Origin of the sequence: Marinobacter iranensis (assembly GCF_029207565.1) — a bacterium.
Classification (GTDB): domain Bacteria; phylum Pseudomonadota; class Gammaproteobacteria; order Pseudomonadales; family Oleiphilaceae; genus Marinobacter; species Marinobacter iranensis.
This window is the reverse complement of the sequence record NZ_JANCMW010000002.1, coordinates 272973-293421: the sequence shown is the minus strand read 5'-3', so window position 1 is coordinate 293421 and position 20449 is coordinate 272973. Positions and strand designations below refer to the sequence as shown.

At 59.8% G+C, this 20449-nt stretch carries 18 protein-coding genes; 4 read left to right on the top strand and 14 right to left on the bottom strand.

All coding sequences use genetic code 11. From position 1 onward, the window contains the following. Window positions 1–54: 54 nt before the first annotated feature. The 13 genes from NLU14_RS04615 to pedF form a co-directional block, all read right to left on the bottom strand. Window positions 55–1749, bottom strand: coding sequence for a S9 family peptidase (locus tag NLU14_RS04615; RefSeq protein ID WP_275704999.1), 1695 nt, complete (start codon window positions 1747–1749; stop codon window positions 55–57). A 169-nt stretch (window positions 1750–1918) separates the two neighbouring features. Then, complete coding sequence (gene pqqE, locus NLU14_RS04610; RefSeq protein WP_275704998.1) at window positions 1919–3073, bottom strand: pyrroloquinoline quinone biosynthesis protein PqqE; 1155 nt, start codon at window positions 3071–3073, stop codon at window positions 1919–1921. Then, window positions 3070–3348 carry a pyrroloquinoline quinone biosynthesis peptide chaperone PqqD gene (gene pqqD, locus NLU14_RS04605; RefSeq protein WP_420845030.1) on the bottom strand — a complete coding sequence of 93 codons (279 nt, stop codon included), beginning with the start codon at window positions 3346–3348 and terminating at the stop codon, window positions 3070–3072. The genes pqqE and pqqD overlap by 4 nt, the downstream gene beginning before the upstream one ends. Next, window positions 3345–4100 (bottom strand): pyrroloquinoline-quinone synthase PqqC, encoded by a 756-nt coding sequence (pqqC, locus tag NLU14_RS04600; protein ID WP_275704996.1) that lies wholly within the window; start codon window positions 4098–4100, stop codon window positions 3345–3347. The genes pqqD and pqqC overlap by 4 nt, the downstream gene beginning before the upstream one ends. After that, entirely contained in the window at window positions 4097–5026 is a 930-nt protein-coding gene (gene pqqB, locus NLU14_RS04595; RefSeq protein ID WP_275704995.1) for a pyrroloquinoline quinone biosynthesis protein PqqB, read from the bottom strand. The genes pqqC and pqqB overlap by 4 nt, the downstream gene beginning before the upstream one ends. 53 nt (window positions 5027–5079) lie before the next feature. Continuing rightward, window positions 5080–5151, bottom strand: a complete 72-nt coding sequence (pqqA, locus tag NLU14_RS04590) for a pyrroloquinoline quinone precursor peptide PqqA (protein WP_007153157.1) — start codon at window positions 5149–5151, stop codon at window positions 5080–5082. A gap of 332 nt (window positions 5152–5483) precedes the next feature. Further along, on the bottom strand, window positions 5484–7004 hold the full coding sequence (gene exaC, locus NLU14_RS04585; RefSeq protein ID WP_275704993.1) for an acetaldehyde dehydrogenase ExaC: 1521 nt from the start codon (window positions 7002–7004) through the stop codon (window positions 5484–5486). Between the two features lie 245 nt (window positions 7005–7249). Beyond that, window positions 7250–7903, bottom strand: a complete 654-nt coding sequence (locus NLU14_RS04580; protein WP_275704992.1) for a CerR family C-terminal domain-containing protein — start codon at window positions 7901–7903, stop codon at window positions 7250–7252. 12 nt (window positions 7904–7915) lie between these two features. Further along, window positions 7916–11029: an efflux RND transporter permease subunit gene (locus tag NLU14_RS04575; protein WP_275704991.1), complete on the bottom strand. Its 3114-nt coding sequence runs from the start codon at window positions 11027–11029 to the stop codon at window positions 7916–7918. 7 nt (window positions 11030–11036) lie between these two features. Continuing rightward, window positions 11037–12209, bottom strand: coding sequence for an efflux RND transporter periplasmic adaptor subunit (locus NLU14_RS04570; protein ID WP_275704990.1), 1173 nt, complete (start codon window positions 12207–12209; stop codon window positions 11037–11039). A gap of 209 nt (window positions 12210–12418) precedes the next feature. Then, window positions 12419–14194, bottom strand: a complete 1776-nt coding sequence (locus tag NLU14_RS04565; RefSeq protein WP_275704989.1) for a PQQ-dependent methanol/ethanol family dehydrogenase — start codon at window positions 14192–14194, stop codon at window positions 12419–12421. Between the two features lie 182 nt (window positions 14195–14376). Further along, on the bottom strand, window positions 14377–15333 hold the full coding sequence (locus tag NLU14_RS04560; protein ID WP_275704988.1) for a substrate-binding periplasmic protein: 957 nt from the start codon (window positions 15331–15333) through the stop codon (window positions 14377–14379). A 76-nt stretch (window positions 15334–15409) separates the two neighbouring features. Beyond that, on the bottom strand, window positions 15410–15838 hold the full coding sequence (gene pedF / locus NLU14_RS04555) for a cytochrome c-550 PedF (RefSeq protein WP_275704987.1): 429 nt from the start codon (window positions 15836–15838) through the stop codon (window positions 15410–15412). A 263-nt stretch (window positions 15839–16101) separates the two neighbouring features. Here pedF and NLU14_RS04550 point away from each other — a divergent pair, with 263 nt between their 5' ends. From NLU14_RS04550 to NLU14_RS04535, 4 genes are read left to right on the top strand one after another with little or no spacing between them, the layout of a single operon-like run. After that, window positions 16102–17277 carry an ABC transporter substrate-binding protein gene (locus tag NLU14_RS04550; RefSeq protein ID WP_275704986.1) on the top strand — a complete coding sequence of 392 codons (1176 nt, stop codon included), beginning with the start codon at window positions 16102–16104 and terminating at the stop codon, window positions 17275–17277. A gap of 42 nt (window positions 17278–17319) precedes the next feature. Then, window positions 17320–18294 carry a YVTN family beta-propeller repeat protein gene (locus NLU14_RS04545; protein WP_275704985.1) on the top strand — a complete coding sequence of 325 codons (975 nt, stop codon included), beginning with the start codon at window positions 17320–17322 and terminating at the stop codon, window positions 18292–18294. Continuing rightward, a complete protein-coding gene (locus NLU14_RS04540) occupies window positions 18291–19013 on the top strand; it encodes an ATP-binding cassette domain-containing protein (protein WP_275704984.1) in 723 nt (240 codons plus the stop codon). Before NLU14_RS04545 ends, NLU14_RS04540 begins: the two co-directional genes overlap by 4 nt. A 2-nt stretch (window positions 19014–19015) precedes the next feature. Further along, complete coding sequence (locus tag NLU14_RS04535; RefSeq protein ID WP_275704982.1) at window positions 19016–19819, top strand: ABC transporter permease; 804 nt, start codon at window positions 19016–19018, stop codon at window positions 19817–19819. Between the two features lie 47 nt (window positions 19820–19866). Here NLU14_RS04535 and NLU14_RS04530 read toward each other — a convergent pair whose 3' ends face one another. Further along, the gene (locus tag NLU14_RS04530) at window positions 19867–20430 is read right to left on the bottom strand and encodes a DUF2931 family protein (protein ID WP_275704981.1); all 564 of its coding nucleotides are present in this window, start codon (window positions 20428–20430) and stop codon (window positions 19867–19869) included. Between the last annotated feature and the right edge of the window lie 19 nt (window positions 20431–20449).

Sequence of the window (20449 nt, the reverse complement as noted above, 5' to 3'; positions counted from 1 at the left end):
GTTCTCTTCAGCGTTGCCGTTGTTGTTATATAGGGCTCAAGTTTACCTGAACTGCTAACCGCCATCATCGCACTTTTGGCTATTCCGCTGATAGAACGCCAGTAGGTTCCTGAGCAGCGAAACCTGATTGTGACGTTGCCGGAAACCGTGCCCTTCTTCCTCGAACCACCAGAGTTCAACGGCCTGGCCATTCCGTTCAAGCTCCCCCACCATCGCCCGGGTTTGCTCGGGTACCACCACCCGGTCCTGCCCTCCCTGGAAGAATATCATCGGCCTGCGAATGCGATGCGACTGCCGCACCGGCGTGCGCTCATGCCAGCGCTCGGGAAACTGCTCCGGCGAGCCCAGCAGCCAGTCGAGGTAGCCCGATTCGAATCGGTGTGTCAGCTCCCGCAAACGAGCCGGATCACTGACTCCAAACAGGCTGGCCCCGGCCCGGAAGCGCTGGCTGTGGGTCATGGCCATCAAGGCCGTGTAACCACCGGAGCTACGGCCCTGGATAAACAGCCGCCGGGCGTCAGCCTTGCCAACGGCTGCGAGGTAGTCTGCGGCTCGCTCCATGTCCTCCACATCCGCCTGTCCCCAGTTACCGGCCAGCGCCATACGAAAATGGCGGCCAAACCCGGAACTGCCGCGGTAGTTGACCTCCGCCACGGCAAACCCGTGATGGCACCAGAACTGAACCTGTGGATGGAATACCGGCCAGGCCGTCGATGTGGGCCCACCATGGGCGATCAGGATCGTTGGCGGTGGATCGCTTTCGGACCAGCCTTCAACGGGCGGATACCAGAACCCGCCCACCTCTTCGCTCACACCCTTCGATGGCGGAACCTGAAAGGCTTCAGGGGCAATGATTGGCACATCAGGGAACGGCGTTTCATTACCCGCAAGAATGCGGACCTGGGCAGTTGCAACGTCCACTGCCAATATCGAGTCAAGCCGGGTCGCCGACCGGGCGATGCAATATAGCTGGTCGTTTTGGACCACAAGATGGCGAAAGTCGGTAAAGTCCGGGGCAATCTTTCCGGGCGATGAGCCAGCGGGCCGCTTCAGCCATAGTTCCCCGACCCCGTCCATGTAACGCACCCGGGCCCAGCCATCCTGACCAAGCTCGCAGTAATGGCGCTCGCCCAGTTGCCAGGGCGCACTGGCGTGATCCGCCGCTGTCGTGTCCAGACAGGTCCAGTTGGCCTGGCCGTCTTCGAAAGAAACTCGCCATGGCTGCCACCAGCCCTCGTGATCCGACAACACGTGCAGTTTTTCACCGTCGAACACCGGCTGCTGGACACTGCCCTCAGCGGGTGTCGGCCAGCAACGGGTGTGAACCAACGTGCCGTCCTCATCAACATCCGCGACCCAGAGAACAGACCTCACCCAGGGCACATCCGGTAGCGACCAGCACACCCAGGCCATCTGCTTACCGCTGGCAGACAGCGCCGGCGCACTGTAAAAATCCTCGCTGTCGTGTAGCGGCAAAACCTCGTTGTGGTCCCGGACTGCCACCAACTGCTGGCGTCCCGCGCATTCACGTACTGCCAGGACACGATGATGACAAGCGTCCCACACCAGCCCGCCAAAGCTGGCGTCCGGGTCCTGCGTTACCGCTTTTGTGATGCCGGTTTCCGGATCGATACGATGAATCTGTTGTTGGGACGCCTCAACCGCAAACGCGGCGTCCGGCCCGGCGCATAAGGCGCCACCGCCATAACCATTAACCTGGCTGCGAATAGCGAAATCCGGGGCAGTCACCCATTGAGGGTTTTCTTTACCTGCCTTCCGGAGCAGGTTGTTGCCACTGTCCGGATCAAACTCCAGCCAGAAAACACCTGCCCGTGATGCCGTTAGCGGCCCTCTCTGGGTTAATGCAGCGGAGGCCTGCTCTGCCGAAAGCGGTGAAAACCGTGACGTATCCGAAGCGTCAGCCCCTGAAGAACAACCGGGAGTTGTTGGCGTTGCGATAGGTCAGCTCCTCCAGCCCGGCAGTGGCGTGGTCCGCCGCCTTGCGGGCGGCAAGGATGCGGTCATGGTGGGGCGATTTGCTGCATACCGGGTCGGCGTTGTCGGCATTGCCGGTCAGCAGGTAGGCCTGGCAACGGCAGCCGCCAAAGTCCTTGTCTTTTTCATCGCAGGAGCGGCAGGGCTCCGGCATCCAGCTGTCTCCCCGGTAGTGATTGAAACCCGGGCTGTCATACCAGATGGAGTGTAACGAGGATTCCCGCACATTGGGAAATTCGATGGGCAGCAGTCGAGCGCTGTGGCACGGCAAGGCGGCGCCATCTGGGGCAACGGTAAGGAACAGGCTGCCCCAGCCGTTCATGCAGGCTTTTGGGCGCTCTTCGTAGTAGTCCGGTGTGACGAAAATCAGCTTCATGGCCGAGCCACTCTCAGCCAACCGCTCGCGATACGCATTCACTTCGGCCTCGGCGGTTTGTAACTGCGCCTTTGAGGGCATCAGCCCTTCGCGGTTCTGGAAAGCCCAGCCGTAATACTGGCAGGTGGCCAGCTCCACATAGTCCGCACCCAGCCGCTCGCAGAGGCTGATGATATCGCCCATCTGGTGGATGTTGTGGCGGTGGATCACGAAGTTGAGCACCATGGGGTAGCCCGCTTCCTTCACGGCCCGGGCCATGGCCAGCTTTTGGTCGAAGGCCTTGCGGGAACCAGCAACGGCGTTGTTCAGCTCCGGGTCCGAGGCCTGGAAGCTCACCTGGATGTGGTCCAGGCCGGCATCGCGGAAGGCTTTCACCTTGGCCTCGGTGAGCCCCAGCCCGGAGGTGATCAGGTTGGTGTAGTACCCCAGTTGCCGGGCCTCCGCGATCAGCTCCGGTAAATCTGGGCGCACCAGCGGTTCGCCACCGGAAAACCCCAGTTGCGCCGCGCCCATTTCACGCCCCTGGCGCAGCACCCGCACCCACTCCTCGGTGGTCAGTTCCTGCTCGGTCTGGGCGAAATCCAGCGGGTTGGAGCAGTAAGGGCATTGCAGCGGACAACGGTAGGTCAGCTCCGCCAGCAACCACAGTGGCGGGCCGATACCGGGGCGATCACCGGCGGGCATGGCGTGATGGCCGTTCATGTGAACAGTATCCAGTGTTGTTGTTCGGCGTCTTTCAGGAAGTCACCGACATCCTCCGCCAGCGACCCCGCCTCCGGGAACTGCTGCTCCAGGGTCTCCACTATGTCCGCCACCGTGCGCTGCCCGTCCACTTCCTTCAGCACCGCACCGGCGCTGTCGTTCAGCCGCACCATGCCCTCCGGATACAGCAACACATGGGCATTCTGGGCCGGCTCCCACTGGAAGCGGAAGCCCGGGCGCAGGCGAGGTGTCTGTTCCATGGCCAACGTCATCACAGCCCTCGGTGCCACACGGGCTGGTCGGTGACGGTATGATACGGTGGCGTCCGGTGCTGATAAGCCATAGTCAGGGCATCCAACATCGACCATAAGATATCCAGTTTGAATTGAAGGATTTCCAGGGCACGGGCCTGCTGTGCCGCCGTGGTGAAATGATCCAGGGTTATGCTGAGCCCGTGCTCCACGTCGCGGCGTGCTTCCGACAGGCGCTTACGGAAATAGGTATAGCCATCGGTCCTGATCCAGGGGTAATGCTGCGGCCAGCTGTCGAGCCGGGACTGGTGGATCTCCGGCGCAAACAGCTCCGTTAATGATGAACAGGCCGCTTCCTGCCAGGTGGCCCGGCGGGCAAAGTTCAGGTAGGCATCCACCGCAAAGCGTACTCCGGGCAGCACATGGCGCTGGTCGACCACATCCTCGCGGGACAGTCCCACCGCTTCGGCCAGGCTCAGCCAGGCCTCGATACCACCCTCGTCGTCACTGTGGCCGTCATGATCCAGCACCCGCTGCAGCCAAAGCCTGCGTACCGACGCATCCGGGCAGTTGGCCATGATGGCGGCATCCTTGCGGGGAATATTGATCTGGTAGTAGTAACGGTTGGCCACCCAGCCCCGGATCTGTTCCGGCGTGCAATCACCGCCGTACATGGCTTTATGGTACGGGTGATGAATGTGGTAATACTGGCCCTTGGCGCGCAGGGCCTGCTCGAAGTCCCTGCGGTTCATCACCGGGGTCGCGATTGCGTTCATGTGGGCACCGCCATGTCCAGATGCATTCCGTCAAAAGATACCTCAATGCCGTGTTTTGCCAGCACGGCCCGCTCGGGCGAGTCTTCGTCCAGAATGGGGTTGGTGTTATTGATGTGGATAAGGATCTTCCGGCGGGCCGGCATGGTATCCAGCACTTCGATCATTCCGCCGGGACCACTCTGGGCCAGGTGTCCCATCTCCTGCCCGGTTCGCGTACCCACTTCGCAACGCAGCATTTCGTCATCGTGCCATACGGTGCCATCCACCAGCAGGGTATCGGCCTTACGCATCCATTGCAGGATCTGTTCATTCGGCTGACCCAGGCCCGGCGCGTACATCGCCGTTTCGCCGCTGCGGGTGTCTTCTATGAACAACCCGATATTGTCTCCAGGATGTGGGTTGTTCCTGCGCGGCGAATAAGGCGGCGCGTTACTCAGCAACGGAATGGCCGTCAAGCGCAGGGATGGCGCGCAGGGAATGGTGAAGGACTGCTGATCGGTACAGGGCACCTCATGCCACTGGGGGCCACCGTTCCAGTGCGAAAGCATGCGGAACAGCGGGAAGCCGGTACTGAGGTCTTCATGAACCCGGGCCGTGCACCAGACATCCAGCGGCAATCCTTCACGCAGCATCAGCAGGCCGGTGGTGTGATCCACCTGACTGTCGATCAGCAGCACGGCACCGATGCCGGTATCACGCAAGGCGCGGGCGGGCTGCATGGCATCGAAAGAGGCCAGTTGGGCACGAATATCCGGGGAGGCATTACACAGAATCCAGTTGACGCCATCGTCACTGATAGCAACGGACGACTGGGTACGGGCGCTGGCGTTCAGGGCGCCTTTACGGAAACCGTCACAATTGTCGCAGTTGCAGTTCCACTGGGGAAAGCCACCTCCGGCCGCGGAACCGAGTATACGAATCTGCATGAGGAAGACTCCTGAAGCAAAACGGCCAGCGCATCGTGGCTGGCCATCTCTTCTCAGCGGTTGGCGAAGTACATGGTGACTTCGAAGCCGATCCGCAGGTCTTCATAGGCTGGTTTGGTCCACATGATGCTTTCCTCTTGTGATGATTGTTGTGGCATTCAGGATCCGTTAGCCGGCTTTCCGGTAACTCACTCTCAATCCTACCCAGTCTCTGGAGGGGCAAATATGGTACTTTGGCACTGATTTTTGGCCGATCCGGGTGCGGGAATTCATCCTTTCGGACCATCCCTGGATGCCGGCACGGAAACAAAAAAAGGCCCTGGGAAGGGCCTGAAGAATGGCAGGAAAACCCATACACCCCGGCCAGTCACCGGGAAAAATGTGCACATCCGTGTGCTTGCTCGCCACCGGGCCCGTGTGGGTAGGCCCGGGCACAACAGTCATTGCCTTGCCGGGCTCAGAAGAAACCCAGCGGGTTGATGTCGTAGCTGACCAGCAGGTTCTTGGTCTGCTGGTAATGGTCCAGTGCCATCTTGTGGTTCTCGCGGCCAACACCGGACTTCTTGTAACCACCAAAGGCGGCATGAGCCGGGTACTGGTGGTAACAGTTGGTCCACACACGGCCTGCCTGGATGGCGCGGCCCATGCGATAGGCACGGTTGATGTCGCGGGTCCACAGGCCGGCGCCCAGACCAAACTCGGTGTCGTTGGCAATGGCCAGGGCTTCTTCCTCGTCCTTGAAGGTGGTGACACCCACCACCGGGCCGAAGATTTCCTCCTGGAACACACGCATGTTGTTCTTGCCTTTAAACAGCGTGGGCTGAATATAGAAGCCGTTGTTGTAATCACCTTCCATTTCCTCACGACCGCCGCCGGTCAGCACTTCCGCGCCTTCCTGCTTGCCGATCTCGAGGTAGGACATGATCTTGTCGAACTGCTCCTTGCTGGCCTGGGCGCCCACCTGTACATCGGTATCCAGCGGGTTACCGCGCTTGATAGACTTGGTGCGTTCGATAACCTTGGCCATGAACTCGTCGTACATGTCTTCCTGCACCAGGGCACGGGACGGACAGGTACAGACTTCGCCCTGGTTGAAGAACGCCAGCACCAGGCCTTCCACGCACTTGTCGATGAACTCCGGCTCGGCCTTCATCACATCGGAGAAATAGATGTTGGGGGACTTGCCGCCCAGTTCCACGGTGGACGGAATGATGTTCTCGGCAGCGCACTTGAGAATATGAGCACCCACCGGCGTGGAGCCAGTGAACGCAATCTTGGCGATGCGCTTGCTGGTGGCCAGGGCCTGGCCGGCTTCGATGCCGTAACCGTTGACGATGTTGACCACACCCGGTGGCAGCAGGTCGCCGATCAGGTCCATCAGGATCAGGATACTGGCCGGTGTCTGCTCGGCCGGCTTCATCACTGTGCAGTTACCTGCTGCAAGGCAGGGAGCCAGCTTCCAGACTGCCATCAGCAGCGGAAAGTTCCAGGGAATGATCTGGCCCACGACGCCTAGTGGCTCGTGGTAGTGATAGGCAACGGTGTTGTTGTCGATGGAGCTGGACGTGTCTTCCTGGGCGCGGATACAGCCGGCGAAGTAACGGAAGTGGTCCACCGCCAACGGCAGGTCGGCGTTGATGGTTTCACGTACGGCCTTGCCGTTGTCCCAGGTTTCGGCAACTGCGAGCATCTCAATGTTCTGCTCAATGCGATCGGCAATTTTCAACAGGATGTTGGAGCGCTCGGTGGTCGAGGTCTTGCCCCAGGCCGACGCGGCCTTGTGGGCGGCGTCCAGGGCCAGATCGATATCTTCGGCCTGGGAGCGGGGAATTTCACAGATCACATCACCGGTCACCGGGGTGATGTTTTCAAAATACTGGCCTTTGACAGGGGCGACCCACTCGCCGCCGATGTAGTTCTCGTAACGGGGTTTGAAGGAGACGACGGAGCCTTCCTTACCGGGTTGTGCGTAGATCATGGTCTCGACCTCTTGTTGTGTTTGTCGCAGGACAACGCGGCCTTGCGCGTTTACCCATTCAATGTAGACCCCAGCACCGGATAGTTGAATGATTCGATGGAGGTGAAAAACTCCTCCCTTGGTAGTAGATGGCATAAGGGCCGCGGCAGCACTGCGTTCAGTGCCGGGAAACTGTGGCGATTAACAATTGCCCATCAATCCCGCTCGCCGATGCGCAAAGGCCAGGTACCGGAGGACGCTGCCAGTTATCGCGGTGCCAGGGCGTGGAGATGGGAAATAACCACCTGTTCGGCGGTTTCCACCACCTCCGGAGGGAATTCCCCCTCCAGGCCGAGGCGGCGGAGCAGTGGAAAGCGAGCGACCAGGAAGAAGACGATCTGGCCCATCACCGTGTGGGCCTCAATAATCACCCGACGTTCGTCGGGTGACCGGTCCATCACGACCGCAATCAGGCGGGTCAGGTGGATGTGGACCCGTTCGAAGGTTTCCTCGTAGAGGATATCGAAGGCCGCGGTTGGGTTGGCCTGTTCCCGGATCACCAGCATGAGCCAGCGGCGGGCTTCCGGGGCTTCTGCGAACTGGTGAACCATACGCCGGACAATGATTTCCAGTTGAGCCAGCGCCTGGCCGCGATCAAGCGTATCTGGAGTGGATTGGTCGCCCTGGAAACCGAAAACTTCCCTCATACGCCGGGCGATATGCCGGGCGATCGCCAGGTAAAGACCCGTTTTGTTGTCGAAGTAATAGGCGATGGACCCGATATTGGAACCGGCAGCTTCAGCGATCATACGGGTGGTCGTGCCTTTGAAGCCGTATTGGCCAAACAGGTCCATGCCGGCCAGAATCAGTTTATAGGCGGTTTCATCCTCGAGCCTGCCCGGTTCGTTTGCCACAGCCATCCCCTCAATGCACTAGGTTGTCTCGGTTACTGTGGGCATCTTCCCTGATTCGCGGGCAAAAAAGTAGGTGTACAAGACCGGCACCACGCCCAGGCTCATCACGGTTCCCAGGCCCAGGCCGAAAGCCATGGCACTGGCCATGGCGTAGAACAGCGGGTCTTTGCCGATGATCAGCGGCAACAGTCCGAGGATGGTGGTGGCTGCGGACATAACAATGGGCCGCAGCCGCCGGACCGAGGCCCGGATTACCGCCTCGCGTAGGGAGAGCCCGGCGCTTCGGCGTTCACGGTCGATCCGTTCAATAAGCACGATGGCATTGTTGATGATGATACCCGCCAGGCTGTAGATCCCCAGCAGGACCATGAATCCGAAATCCGCCCGCAACACCAGCAGGCCAACCGATACCCCAAGTACTACCAGCGGAATCGTGACCACGATCAGCAGTGGGCGTTTGTAGGAGTTGAACTGCGCCACCAGCAGGATCAGGATCAAACCCAGGCACAGCGGCAGGTTGGCCTGCATTGCCGCCTGCCCTTCGGCGGACTGGACCACCACGCCATTAAACTCAATCCAGTGCCCTGGCGGCAAAGAGGCTTCCAGGGATTCCAGGGCCGGGGCAATGTGCGGCACCATATCCTCGGCGGTCAGGGCATCATTTCGTCCTTCGATGGTAATGGCCCGCACCAGATCGTGCCGGTCGATCCGGTAGTAGCCGTCATCCAGCCTGATTTGCGCCACTTGGTTCAGGGGAACGCCCGGTCCGCTGCCGCTCATGGGATAGACCATCAGAGATTTCAGTCGCTCCAACCGCATTCTGACATCCTGCGGGTAGCGCAACACAATGGGCACCAACGTGTCACCCTGCCGCAGCTGGCTAAGCGGATGGCCGTCGACGGCGCCTTTTAACGAGCTGGCAATGTCGGCGGACGTGACCCCGGCGCGATCGGCCTGGGCCTGATTCACCTGGATGCGCAATGACGGGATGCGCGCTTCCCAACTCTGCCGGACATCCCTGGCTCCCGGCATTGAACGGAGCTCCGCCGCCACTTTGGCGGCAGTGTCGTACAACACCTCCCGGTCCGGGCCCTTGACCAGGATCTCCAACAGGTTGGAATCCGACGGCCCGAGGAACATTCGGGTTACCTGTGAGGAAAGTTGTGGGAACTCCCGGGCCAGCAGTCGCCTTACAGCGTTCATTACCGGCGCCACCTGGTCCCGCTTTGCCACATTCAGCACCAGGAAACCCTTGTTCGGCGCAGGATCAATGGGCGTCAATGACAGCACAAACCTGGGCCCACCAAATCCAGCGTACGCCGCCACCCCGGTGAGCCGATCACCCAGGGATTCGGTGAGCGCCCGGCTGACCGCCTGAACCTGCTGATCCGTTGTGGAGGGTGCGGTGTCTGATGGCAGGTTCAGGTAGACCAGTACCTGTCGACGATCGGAATCGGGGAAGAACTTCTTGGGCACAACCTGCATCAATCCAATGCCCAGCGCCAGCAAAGCCACCACCACCGCCAGGAACAGCGGGCGATGACGCAGGCAGCGCCTGAGCACTGTCTCGTAGCCACTGGACATAGTCTTGAACAGGCGGTCCGACAGCGCCGCCGGCGCCAGATCATCCTGGCCCGATACATCCGACCGATGATCCTCTGGGCGCTTCATAAACCGGTGACACCAGATCGGCACCACCGTCAGCGATAGCAGCCAGGAGGTCAGCAACGACAGCGCAATCACCAGGGATATCGACCGGGTGTACTCCCCAGCCACATGCTCAGCCAGCATCAGTGGCAGGAATACAAGGATGGTGGTCAGCGTGGAGGACAGCAGAGGCATGGCCAGTTCGCCCCCGGTCTGCTTCAACGCAGCCTCGCGGGACAGCCCCTCGGCCAACCGGACCTTGAAGTCCTCTGCAACCACGATCGCGTTGTCCACCAACAACCCCAGGGCGATCACCAGGGTCGCAAGGCTCATGCGCTGCAGGGTCATGTCGGCGAGGCCCATCAATGCCAGGGTCACCAGCATCACCGCCGGCACGGTTGAGCCGACGATCAGGCCGGTACGAACACCCAGGAACAGCACCACCACCGCCAGCACAATGGCCAGGGTCTGTACCACACTGAGGCTGACGCCATAGACCGCATTGGCCACCTGGTCCGCCTGGAAAGTCATGATATCCAGGACATAGCCCGCCGGCAGACTGGCCTCGATGTCAGCCAGGCGTGCCTTTATTGCAGCGCCGTAGTCCAACACGCTGTAACCATCGGCCATGGATATGGCGAAAACGATGGCGCGTTCGCCGTTGTGGTAAGCGGTGTTGGTGGGAGGGTCGAGGTACCCCCGGGTTACCGCCCCCAGGTCTCCCAGGCGGATGCTGCCCCCATCGGGCAAGCGGATGTCTGCCGCCCGCAAGGCATCCAGATCCGGGAATTCCCCGGAGACCTGTAACGCCAGCCGCTGTTCACCGGATTCCATAACACCTGCCGGTGACAGTACATTGCGATCGCTGAGCTGAGAGGCCAGTCGCACCGGTGTCAGCCCCAGGGTGGCAAGGCGGGAGTCGCTGATATCAATGTAGATACGCTCCGGCTGTACACCGAGCAACGCCACCTTGCGGGTCCCCTCCACGCCATACAGCCGGGCCTGCACATGCTCGGCAATCTGCAACTGCTCGGCCTGACTGAACTGGTTTGAGGTGAGCGCTGCGGTGACCACTGCCACGTCACCGAAATCGTCGTTCAGGACCGGTGCCTCGGTGCCCTCTGGCAACTGGCTGCGGGCGTCGTCCACCTTCTGGCGAACGTCATCCCATATCTGCGCCAGATTGAAGTAGCGATCCTGGATCTCGACATGAATCAACGATTGGCCGCGAAGGGAGGTGGACCGTATGTGTTCCACTTCTGAGACCTGGCGAATCCGGGTTTCCAGCGGCTTGGTGATCCATTCCTCCACCTGCTCGGCGGGCAGTCCGGCGTAGCGGGTGCTGACCACAGCCTCACGGACGGTAATACCGGGATCTTCCCGGGTGGGTAGAGAGACGTAACTGAAGGCGCCAAACAGCATGGCGGCCACCACGGCCAGCAGGACGACCGGGCGGTAACGGAAAGCGAGCTGGGACAGATTCATGCTCACCTCAATGGAGCCGCTGCGGGCCCTGGCCCAAAACGCTGACCCGCTCCCCCACTGAAACGAATTCAACGCCGCGAGCGACTATCCGTTCCCCGACCCTGAATTCGCCGGTAACCACGGCAACGCCATTCTCCACAGAGTGCACCGTCACGGTCACCGGTCGCAGTTGGTTGGCGTCGTCCAGCCGCAGAACCTGAGGTTTGCTGTTCGCCGGGTACACCAGGGATGTCAGTGGCACCTGGAAAGCACCCGCAGGTGTCGCTGCGTTATCGGCGGCAGCCATTTCGAAGGTGATTTCAGCCGTCATGCCGGAACGGAGCCCGGGCACTGGCCCGGTTACGCGGAGTATGACCGGGTATTGATTCGCGGAAGACGCAGACGTCCCGATGTGTTGTACCCGGGCCGTCGCCTGGGCTGCATCCAGGGCGGGCACTGTCACTGTCTGTTGGCTTTGCGGTTGAATCCGGCCGATCAAATTCTCCGGAACATGGGTCAACACATCAAAACCGCCATCGCTCGAGACCAGGCCCAGGACCACCTGGTTTGCTGTCACCCGTTGCCCGGGCTCGGCGCTCCGACGGGCGACCGTACCGCTGAACGGAGCCTGGAGAGATGTTTGTTTCAGATCCCGCCGGGCCAGTTTCCGGGACGCCACGGCGGAATTCACCCGGGCCCGGGCGCCAGCCACTGCCGCCTCTGCGTTATCAAGCGTCGCCTGGCTGGTGTGGCCGCCCTGCCGCAGCGCTATCAGCCGCTGCAGTTCTCGCTGGGCATCGGCAAGGCCAATTCGGGCCTCCTCCTCGGCTGCCTGGCTGCGCTCATACGCCAGCCGGTAACGGCCGCCATCAAGCCTGGCCAACGTGTCACCCTGCTGAAACGTATCACCGACCTCCAGGCCCAGGTGTTCCACCTGGCCAGGCACCTCAAAACTCAGCGTGGTTTCCTGGTTAGGCCGGATGCGGCCCGGCAAAGTAACGCGGGAAACTGAACGGGCCAGCTGCACCGTCGCCACGTCTACAAGGCGTGGAGCAGACGGGGCATCCGGAGCTTCGTGGGCCGGGGAACATCCGACCACGAGAAGCATCGCAAAGACCCCGGTTGCCTTCCGGTAGAGCTTACCGGCGCTCACCCGCCAGGATAGCTTTGTGTTCCGATGCTGCAGTCTTCCCTTAGTCATTTCCACTAGTCATTTCCACTGCCACCCCGCAGTTTAATCATTTGATTAAAGCATCATATAATCATTTGATTAAGCCTGAAAGGCCTTGCAGTGAACGTTGTGCTTTCGGGAAGGGCTACTGCCATTGAAAATCTGGGGAGGAAAAGCCAGGGGCCGCCCGGAGGCAGCCCCTGTCAGACCGATAGAGCATCGGACATGGCGTTGTCGGATCAGTTGCTGGCAACACGATCCTTCGGCAGCTTGAAGGTCCAGACCATGCCACCCTGGTTAAAGTCCTTCACCACCTTGGCCACTTCACCACCCCAAAGCGGAACCGCGCCGCCCCAGCCTGAAGCCACGGAGACATACTGCTCACCGTCCATGGTCCAGGTGACTGGTGTGCCCACAACGCCGGAACCGGTGTTGAACTTGTACAACTCCTCACCGGTCTTGGCGTCAAAGGCCTTCAGATAGCCTTCCGGTGTACCGGTAAAGACGAGGTTACCGGCCGTTGTCATCACGCCACCCCAAAGCGGAGCGGTGTTTTCATAGCGCCAGACTTCCTCGCCGGTTTTGGGATCCATCGCACGCAGTACGCCGATATATTCTTCATTTGCCGGCTTGATGGTAAAGCCCGCACCCAGGAAGGCAGCGCCTTTCTTGTAGGAAACCGGCTCGTTCCAGATATCCATCGACCACTCATTGGACGGTACGTAGAACAGGCCGGTTTCCTGGCTGAACGCCATTGGCATCCAGTTCTTGCCACCGAGGAATGCAGGCTGCGCTACCACTACTTCACCCTTGTTTCCTTCCATGGCGGAAGGATCACCCGGGCGACCGCCCTCCGCGAAGATGGGGCGACCAGTCTCCGGATCCAGACCTTCGGCCCAGGTAATCTTGTCCACAAACGGGAAGCCACGAATGAAATCGCCATTCTCACGATTCAGTACGTAGAAGAAGCCGTTGCGGTCAGCGGTTGCCGCGGCTTTGATGGTCTTGCCGTTTTCCTGGTAGTTGAAGGAAATCAGCTCGTTCACACCGTCGTAATCCCAGCCATCGTGGGGCGTGGTCTGGAAGTGCCACTTGATACGGCCATCATCCGGATCAATCGCCAGACGTGAGGAAGAGAACAAGTTGTCGCCGGGGCGCAGGTGGGAGTTCCAGGGGGCCGGGTTGCCCGTTCCAAAGAACAGCGAATCGGTGTCCGGGTCATAGGTGCCACCCAGCCAAGGGGCCGCCCCGCCGTTTTTCCACATATCACCAGGCCAGGTCTGGCCGGGCTTGCCACCAGAAATACCGGCCTCGACGGCCTTGCCATCTTTGTAGACGTACCCCATGTGGCCCTCGACGGTCGGACGCGTCCAGACCAGCTCACCCGTATTTGCGTCATAGGCTTCCACCTTGCCGACAATACCGAATTCACCACCGGAAACCCCGGTAATCACTTTGCCCTTGACCACAATGGGCGCGGCGGTAATGGCATAACCAGCCTGATAGTCGGCCACCTTCTTGATCCACATTGGCTTGCCAGTGTCTTTATTCAGGGCGACCAGTTTGGCGTCGAGGGTACCGAAGATAACTTTGTCGTCGTACAGGGCAACACCCCGGTTAACCACGTCACAGCAGGGCATGATGCCGTCTGGCAGGCGCGCGTCATACTGCCAGATTTCCTCGCCGGTCCTGGCATCGATGGCATACACACGGGAATAGGAGGCGGTTACGTACATCACACCGTCCTTGATCAGCGGCTGGGACTCCTGACCACGCATTTTCTCGCTGCCAAAGGAAAATGCCCAAACTGGCTGAAGGTGCTGCACATTGTTGGTATTGAGGTCGTCAATAATGCTGTACCGCTGACCCTGGGTGCCCATGCCGTAGCTGACGATGTCCCCGGGGGTTTTGTGATCGTTCATGATGTCTTCGTCGGTAACCGCATGGGCCCCGTACGACACCGCCAGCGCAAGGGCGCTGGTGGCAATGCGAATCCCGAACTTGTTTGTTCTCATGTTGCGCTCTCCAATTCTCTTGTTGTCGGTTCTCTTGTTTCCGTTTTTGGGCGAACCGGGAACTTTTCCCGCCTCTGTGGAGATTCTTCGCTCTGGCGCAAAAACCAACAATTACCCCCCGGCACTGGTTTTCTCATCACTTGGTATTACTACTTTCCCAAGCAGGGCCCGCGAGGGCATCGTTAGGGCTGGCCCTCGGCTTTTGCCAATGCTTCGTCGCTGAGAAATTCCCGGTAGTACTGGGGAACGCCGTAGCGGAGGCCCAACTCCGAGAACAGGGATTGCATCTCACCGGATTTGACCATCTCACTGATAATGGCTTCGATCGCATAGCCCAACTGGCGATGGGTATGCTTGATGGCCATACCCACATCCCAGACCTGCTTGCCGATGCCGGGGAAGCCATTGCCCGCCAGCCGGAATTCCTCGTTTTCCGGGTGCCCCAGTTCATGGTCGATCTCTGCGCGCATACCCATGACGGCGCTGACCGTGCCCTCACGCATGGCTTCGAAAGCCTTGCGCACATTGGGGTAATGTCTGACCTGGTCCCGCATGCGGCCTTGCAGCCCGGAGCTCAGGTAAAAGTCCGGCAGGGTGTCGATCTCCACGCCGATGGGGTGGTACTGGAACTTAGCAACGGTGTCGACGCCATCAAGCGTTTCCGGGTTGAAGGCAATCTGCCAGGTTTCCTGCTGATACGGGCCAAACAGCACCACTTGCTCATTGATGTATTCGCCGGTGGAATCCTGCATGTACGCATACTGCTTGTCGTAGGGTACGCGCATCATCACGTCGGCCAGTCGGCGCTTGGCCAGGTAATGCCCCTTCCAGACGTTGTTCCGCAGGTCGTCACCCAGGCTTTCGTCGGGAACAATCCAGTGCACCTTGAATTCAACACCCATTTCCTCCGCAATCCGCTTGCCGACCTCCACATCGATTCCCCGGGGCTCGCCATCCACCTGGTACGAATACGGCGGGAAGTTCTCGTAGACACCCACTTTCAGGTAACCGGACTCCCGGATAATGTCGTAGGTTCGCTCCGCCGGGCGGTTGAGCAGCGGATCGCCGTCGTCAATTTCCTGTGCAAAGGCGACCTGACAGAGCAACATCAGTACGAGGATACGGGACAGTACTTTCATTGATTTCTCCCCAACGACGTCAGGCCGGCACAGGGCCGGCCCGGGTTCAGGCTTCCAATCGTGATATGCGGAACCATTATTCCGGCTTGGGCAGGGACTCCACATAGGTCCTTATGGCCCATATGGCATTCTGATCCAGGGTTTTCTTCCAGGCGGGCATGCCACGGTCGGTGCCATTAAGTACACGGTTGACGTAGTACTCGTCATCCCACTCGGTCAGTTCCCGCAGATCCGGCGTCAGGCCACCGGACATGGCGCGGATACCATGGCAGCCGGCGCAGTTACCGGCGTAGGCACTCTCACCCACTTCTATCGCCTGGGCGTTGTGCTCACCGTATTCGTTGCCCTTCCGGAAGGGGTTTTCGGAACGCACCTCGTCGCCCAACTCAGGAAGATTACCGGTGTCCACCTCCTGTGGGGTCACATTGCCATGAGCCATTACCAGACCGGCAACTCCGAATAGGACAGCTGCCAGCAGCGTGCTAAGTGAAAAGGACGTGGTCATTGTTGCTACCTCTGTTTTTGAATCCCCGTGCGTTGGCTATTGGTTTTATCGGACGCCAACCTGCTTATCCCCAGTCTAGGAACACCACTGCCCGATCCGAATGCCACTTTGGGGGTTTTGGCTTAGTTCCTTGGTAGTAGACGCGAGGTGTCGAGGAGGAAATCTCATCCTTTAGTACCGACAGATTCCTACTTTCTGAATATTTCGGCGGGTATAGGGCTTCTCTATCCTCGAGAGAAGGACAACAAGAACGGAGATTATCTATGCCACATCGCTACCTCAAAGCCTTTACCGGCCTGCTCGCTGCCACTGTGCTTTCCAACAGTGCCCTGGCGGAGCCGCTTGAGGTGGGCATTGGCTACATTCAGTGGATTCCGGACCAGGGTCCGGTCCTCTCCAATGTCATCCCGGAACCGGAGGACGCCGGCCTGAAAGGCGCAGAACTGGCGTTACAGGACAACAGCACCACCGGCAAGTTCCTTGGTCAGACCTACACACTAGAGAGTACGGTCGCCGACTCCGGGGAAGCCGCCATCGCCGCTTTCGACAGCATGCGTAGAAAGGGTGTGGGTCTGTTCGTGGTGAACGCCCCGGCGCAGACACTGAAGGCGATCACCGCCAGCGCGAACGAAGAAACGCTGATCTTCAACGCAGGCGCCAAGGACGACGAGCTCCGCACTAACGGATGCCACGCCAACATGCTGCATACCATGCCCAGTTACGCCATGCTCACCGACGCCCTCGGCCAGTGGCTGAACCAGCGGCGTTGGGACGAAGTGTTCCTGATTACCGGACCCACCGAGGCAGACAAGGGCTGGGCCGATGCCTTCCGTCGCGCTGCCAAACGATTCGGCCTGGAGATTGTGGAGGACAAGCCATGGACCTTTGATGCCGATCTGCGCCGGACAGCCTCGAAAGAACTGCCCCTGTTTACCCAGGCCAGCGATTACGATGCCGTCGTCGTGGCCGATGTTCGCGGTGATTTCGGCGAGTACGTGCCATTCAACACCTGGCTGCCACGACCGGTTGTCGGAACGCAAGGTATGTCACCGGTGGCCTGGCACCGGGTGGTGGAGAGCTGGGGCGCGGCACAGCTGCAGAACCGTTTCCGTGAACTGGCCGGCCGCGATATGAACAGTGAGGACTACGCCGCCTGGGCCGCCATTCGCTCCATCGGCATCGCAGTAACCGACCTGGGTAACGCCAACCCTGACGCAATCCGAAGCTTCCTGTTCAGCGACAAATTCCAGTTGGCCGCGTTCAAGGGCCGCAAACTCACCTACCGCGACTGGAATGGCCAACTGCGACAGCCCATTCCCCTGGTTCATCCCCGGGGACTGGTTGCCCGGGCACCTTTTGAAGGCTTCCTTCACCCCAACACCGAAATGGACACGCTCGGCTTCGACAGGCCGGAAAGCGAATGTCGGATTAACGGCTGATCGCTTCCGCGGCAGCGCCCAAAAACAAGAAGGAGTTCCACCATGATATCCCTGTTCAAGCACACCGCCCTGGCCACCATGATCGGCCTGTCGACCCCGGCACTGGCCAGCCTGGCCTATGTTTCCAATGAAAAGGACAACACCCTGTCGGTGATCGACACTGATTCCATGGAAGTGGTCGACACTATTGATGTCGGCGCCCGCCCTCGCGGTATCCTGTTGTCCAAGGACTACACCAAGCTCTACATCTGCGCCAGCGACGACGACACCGTACAGGTGCTGGACCTGGCTACTCGCAAGATCATCGACACCCTGCCTTCCGGTGAAGACCCGGAGCAGTTCGCCCTGCACCCCAACAACAAGCACCTGTACATCTCCAATGAAGACGACGCCATCGTGACGGTGGTGGATGTGACCAATAAAGATGTGCTCGCCCAGATCAATGTGGGTATCGAGCCGGAAGGCATGGCCGTCAGCCCGGATGGAAAGTGGGCGGTGAACACCAGTGAAACCACCAGCATGCTGCACTGGATCAACACCGAGACCTTCGAGATCGAGAAGAACATCGTGGTGGGCCAGCGGCCCCGCCATGTGGAGTTCAGCAAGGACAGCAAGATCGCCTGGGCTTCGGCGGAAATCGGCGGCACCGTGCACATCATTGATGTGGGCAACCTGGAGCAGATCCACGAAATGTCCTTCAAGGTGCCCGGCGTGAACCAGGATCGTGTGCAGCCTGTGGGCATCGAACTGACGGACGACGGTAAGTACGCCTTTGTGGCGCTCGGCCCCTCCAATCACGTTGCCGTGGTGGATGCCCAGACCTACGAAGTGCTGGACTACCTGCTGGTAGGCAGCCGCGTCTGGCAACTGGACCTGGATAAGGACCAGAAGCACCTGTTCACCACCAACGGTGTGTCCGGAGATGTCTCGGTCATCGATGTGGCAGAGCTGAAGGTGATCAAATCCATCAAGGTAGGCCGCTACCCCTGGGGTGTGGTCGTCGATCCAACTTCATGACTATTGAAGCCAGGAATATCAGCTTTCGCTACGGCGACAAGCCGGTGCTCCAGGAGGTCAGCTTCGCGCTGACCTCGGGCTGTTTTCATGCGCTCCTGGGGCCCAATGGCGCTGGTAAGTCAACACTGTTCGGTTTGCTGACCCGGCTTCTTGCCCTTCAGCAGGGAGAGCTCCTTCTGGCGAGGCAATCGCTGAAGAAGCAACCCTCCCGGGCCATGCGGCAGATTGGCGTGGTGTTCCAGCAGAATGCCCTGGATCTGGACCTGACGGTTCGCCAGAACCTGCAGTATCACGCAGCACTGCACGGTTTATCCCGCAAGGAGGCCCGGGTGCGTGGCGACCGGGAACTGGCGCGTTTTGAACTGCTGGAGCGGGCAAACGAGCCGGTCCGGAAACTCAACGGCGGCCACCGCCGGCGGGTGGAAATTGCCCGTGCGCTGCTCCATGAGCCCTCTCTGTTACTGCTCGACGAGCCCACGGTTGGGCTGGATGTGGCCAGCCGCAGAGGATTGAACGAGCATGTTCGCGCGCTCTGTGACGAAGTGGGGCTGACGGCTCTGTGGGCTACTCACCTGATTGAGGAAGTTCGCCAGGACGACCGGGTGTTGATCCTGCATGAAGGAAAACTGTTGGCCGACGGAGTGGGTCATGATATCTGCAAAACCAAGGGCACGCGCGACCTGGCAGAAACCTTCCATACCCTGACCGGAGCCGGATAACCATGAAAGCTGCTCACTATTGGCATTGCTTTGTCGGCATCCAGACCCGGGAGTGGTTACGCTTCTGGCAACAGCGCACCCGCTTCGCCAGCGCCCTGGTACGGCCGCTGCTGTGGCTGGTGGTGTTTGCCGCCGGCTTCCGGGCGGTACTGGGTATTTCCATCATCCCGCCCTACCAGACCTACATCACCTACGAGACCTACATCGCCCCCGGCCTGTGCGGAATGATCATCCTGTTCAACAGCATGCAGGGTGCGTTATCCATGGTGTACGACCGGGAGCTCGGCAGTATGCGGGTGCTGCTGATGAGCCCTCTGCCCCGTCCTTTTTTACTGGTGACCAAGTTGCTGTCCATGGGGGTGGTGTCGGTTGGGCAAGTGTACGTGTTCCTGCTGCTGGCACTGCTCGTAGATGTAGAACCGCCGCTTTGGGGCTACCTTGCCGTACTGCCGGCGCTGGTGTTGACCAGTCTTATGCTGGGAGCATTGGGCCTGCTGATCGCTACCTGGATCAAACAACTGGAGAACTTTGCAGGGGTGATGAACTTTGTCATTTTCCCGATGTTCTTTATGTCATCGGCGCTGTACCCGCTGTGGAAAATGAACGAAGCCAGCCCCTGGCTGTACTGGATCTGCCAGTTCAACCCGTTCACCCACGCGGTGGAGGCGATCCGGTTTTCCCTTTATCTGGAGTGGAATCCGGTGGCCTTTGGCATCACCTCTGGTGTGACGGTCGTTCTTGCCCTTTTGGCGACTGCGGGGTTTCGGCCTCAGAGGACTAGAATACTTGGCACCAAGCCTGCCTAATCGAGGGGAAGTCAGCAAGCTTGGTACCGAGATTTATTTTTGGCGACCTACCAACCTTCCGTTGGAATGCCATGCTCTTTTAGGTAGTCACCGTGCTTTTCCAGGTAATTTCGGGTGCCTACCTCAAAATCGTCTGGATCACCTGGCCCCTCTGAGGCCTGCATACGCATTACCTCGACCTCGTTCCCGATCTGGTTCATGATCCAGACCACCACGGTGCCTCCGGGTGCCAGGCCAATGGCCATGGTGTGGCGAGGTCCCGACCGCACGTCCACTTGCGTCTTGTACGTTGCTGGCTCCCGCATGCGATCCTGCAGGTCGGGCGGTACCTTGATCAACTTGACGTAGTACTTCTGCTCAGCAAAGGAAAACCAGTGAATGAGGATCAACTCGGGAAAGGGGTCAACCCCAACGCTTGACCCACTGGGGCCTCGCGGTCCCTTCCAGCAGCAACTTACGTAGCCTACGGGCTGACGCCAACTTCGTTCTCCAGTCTTCTCAAGGAACAGGCCCACGCCCCAAATATCATAATGCTTGGGGGCTACTACTTTTATTCCCCAGGGGATGCTCTCCTTAGTCGAGGTAGCGCAGCCGCTAACTAGTAGGACCATTGCGGCAATACCGATAGCC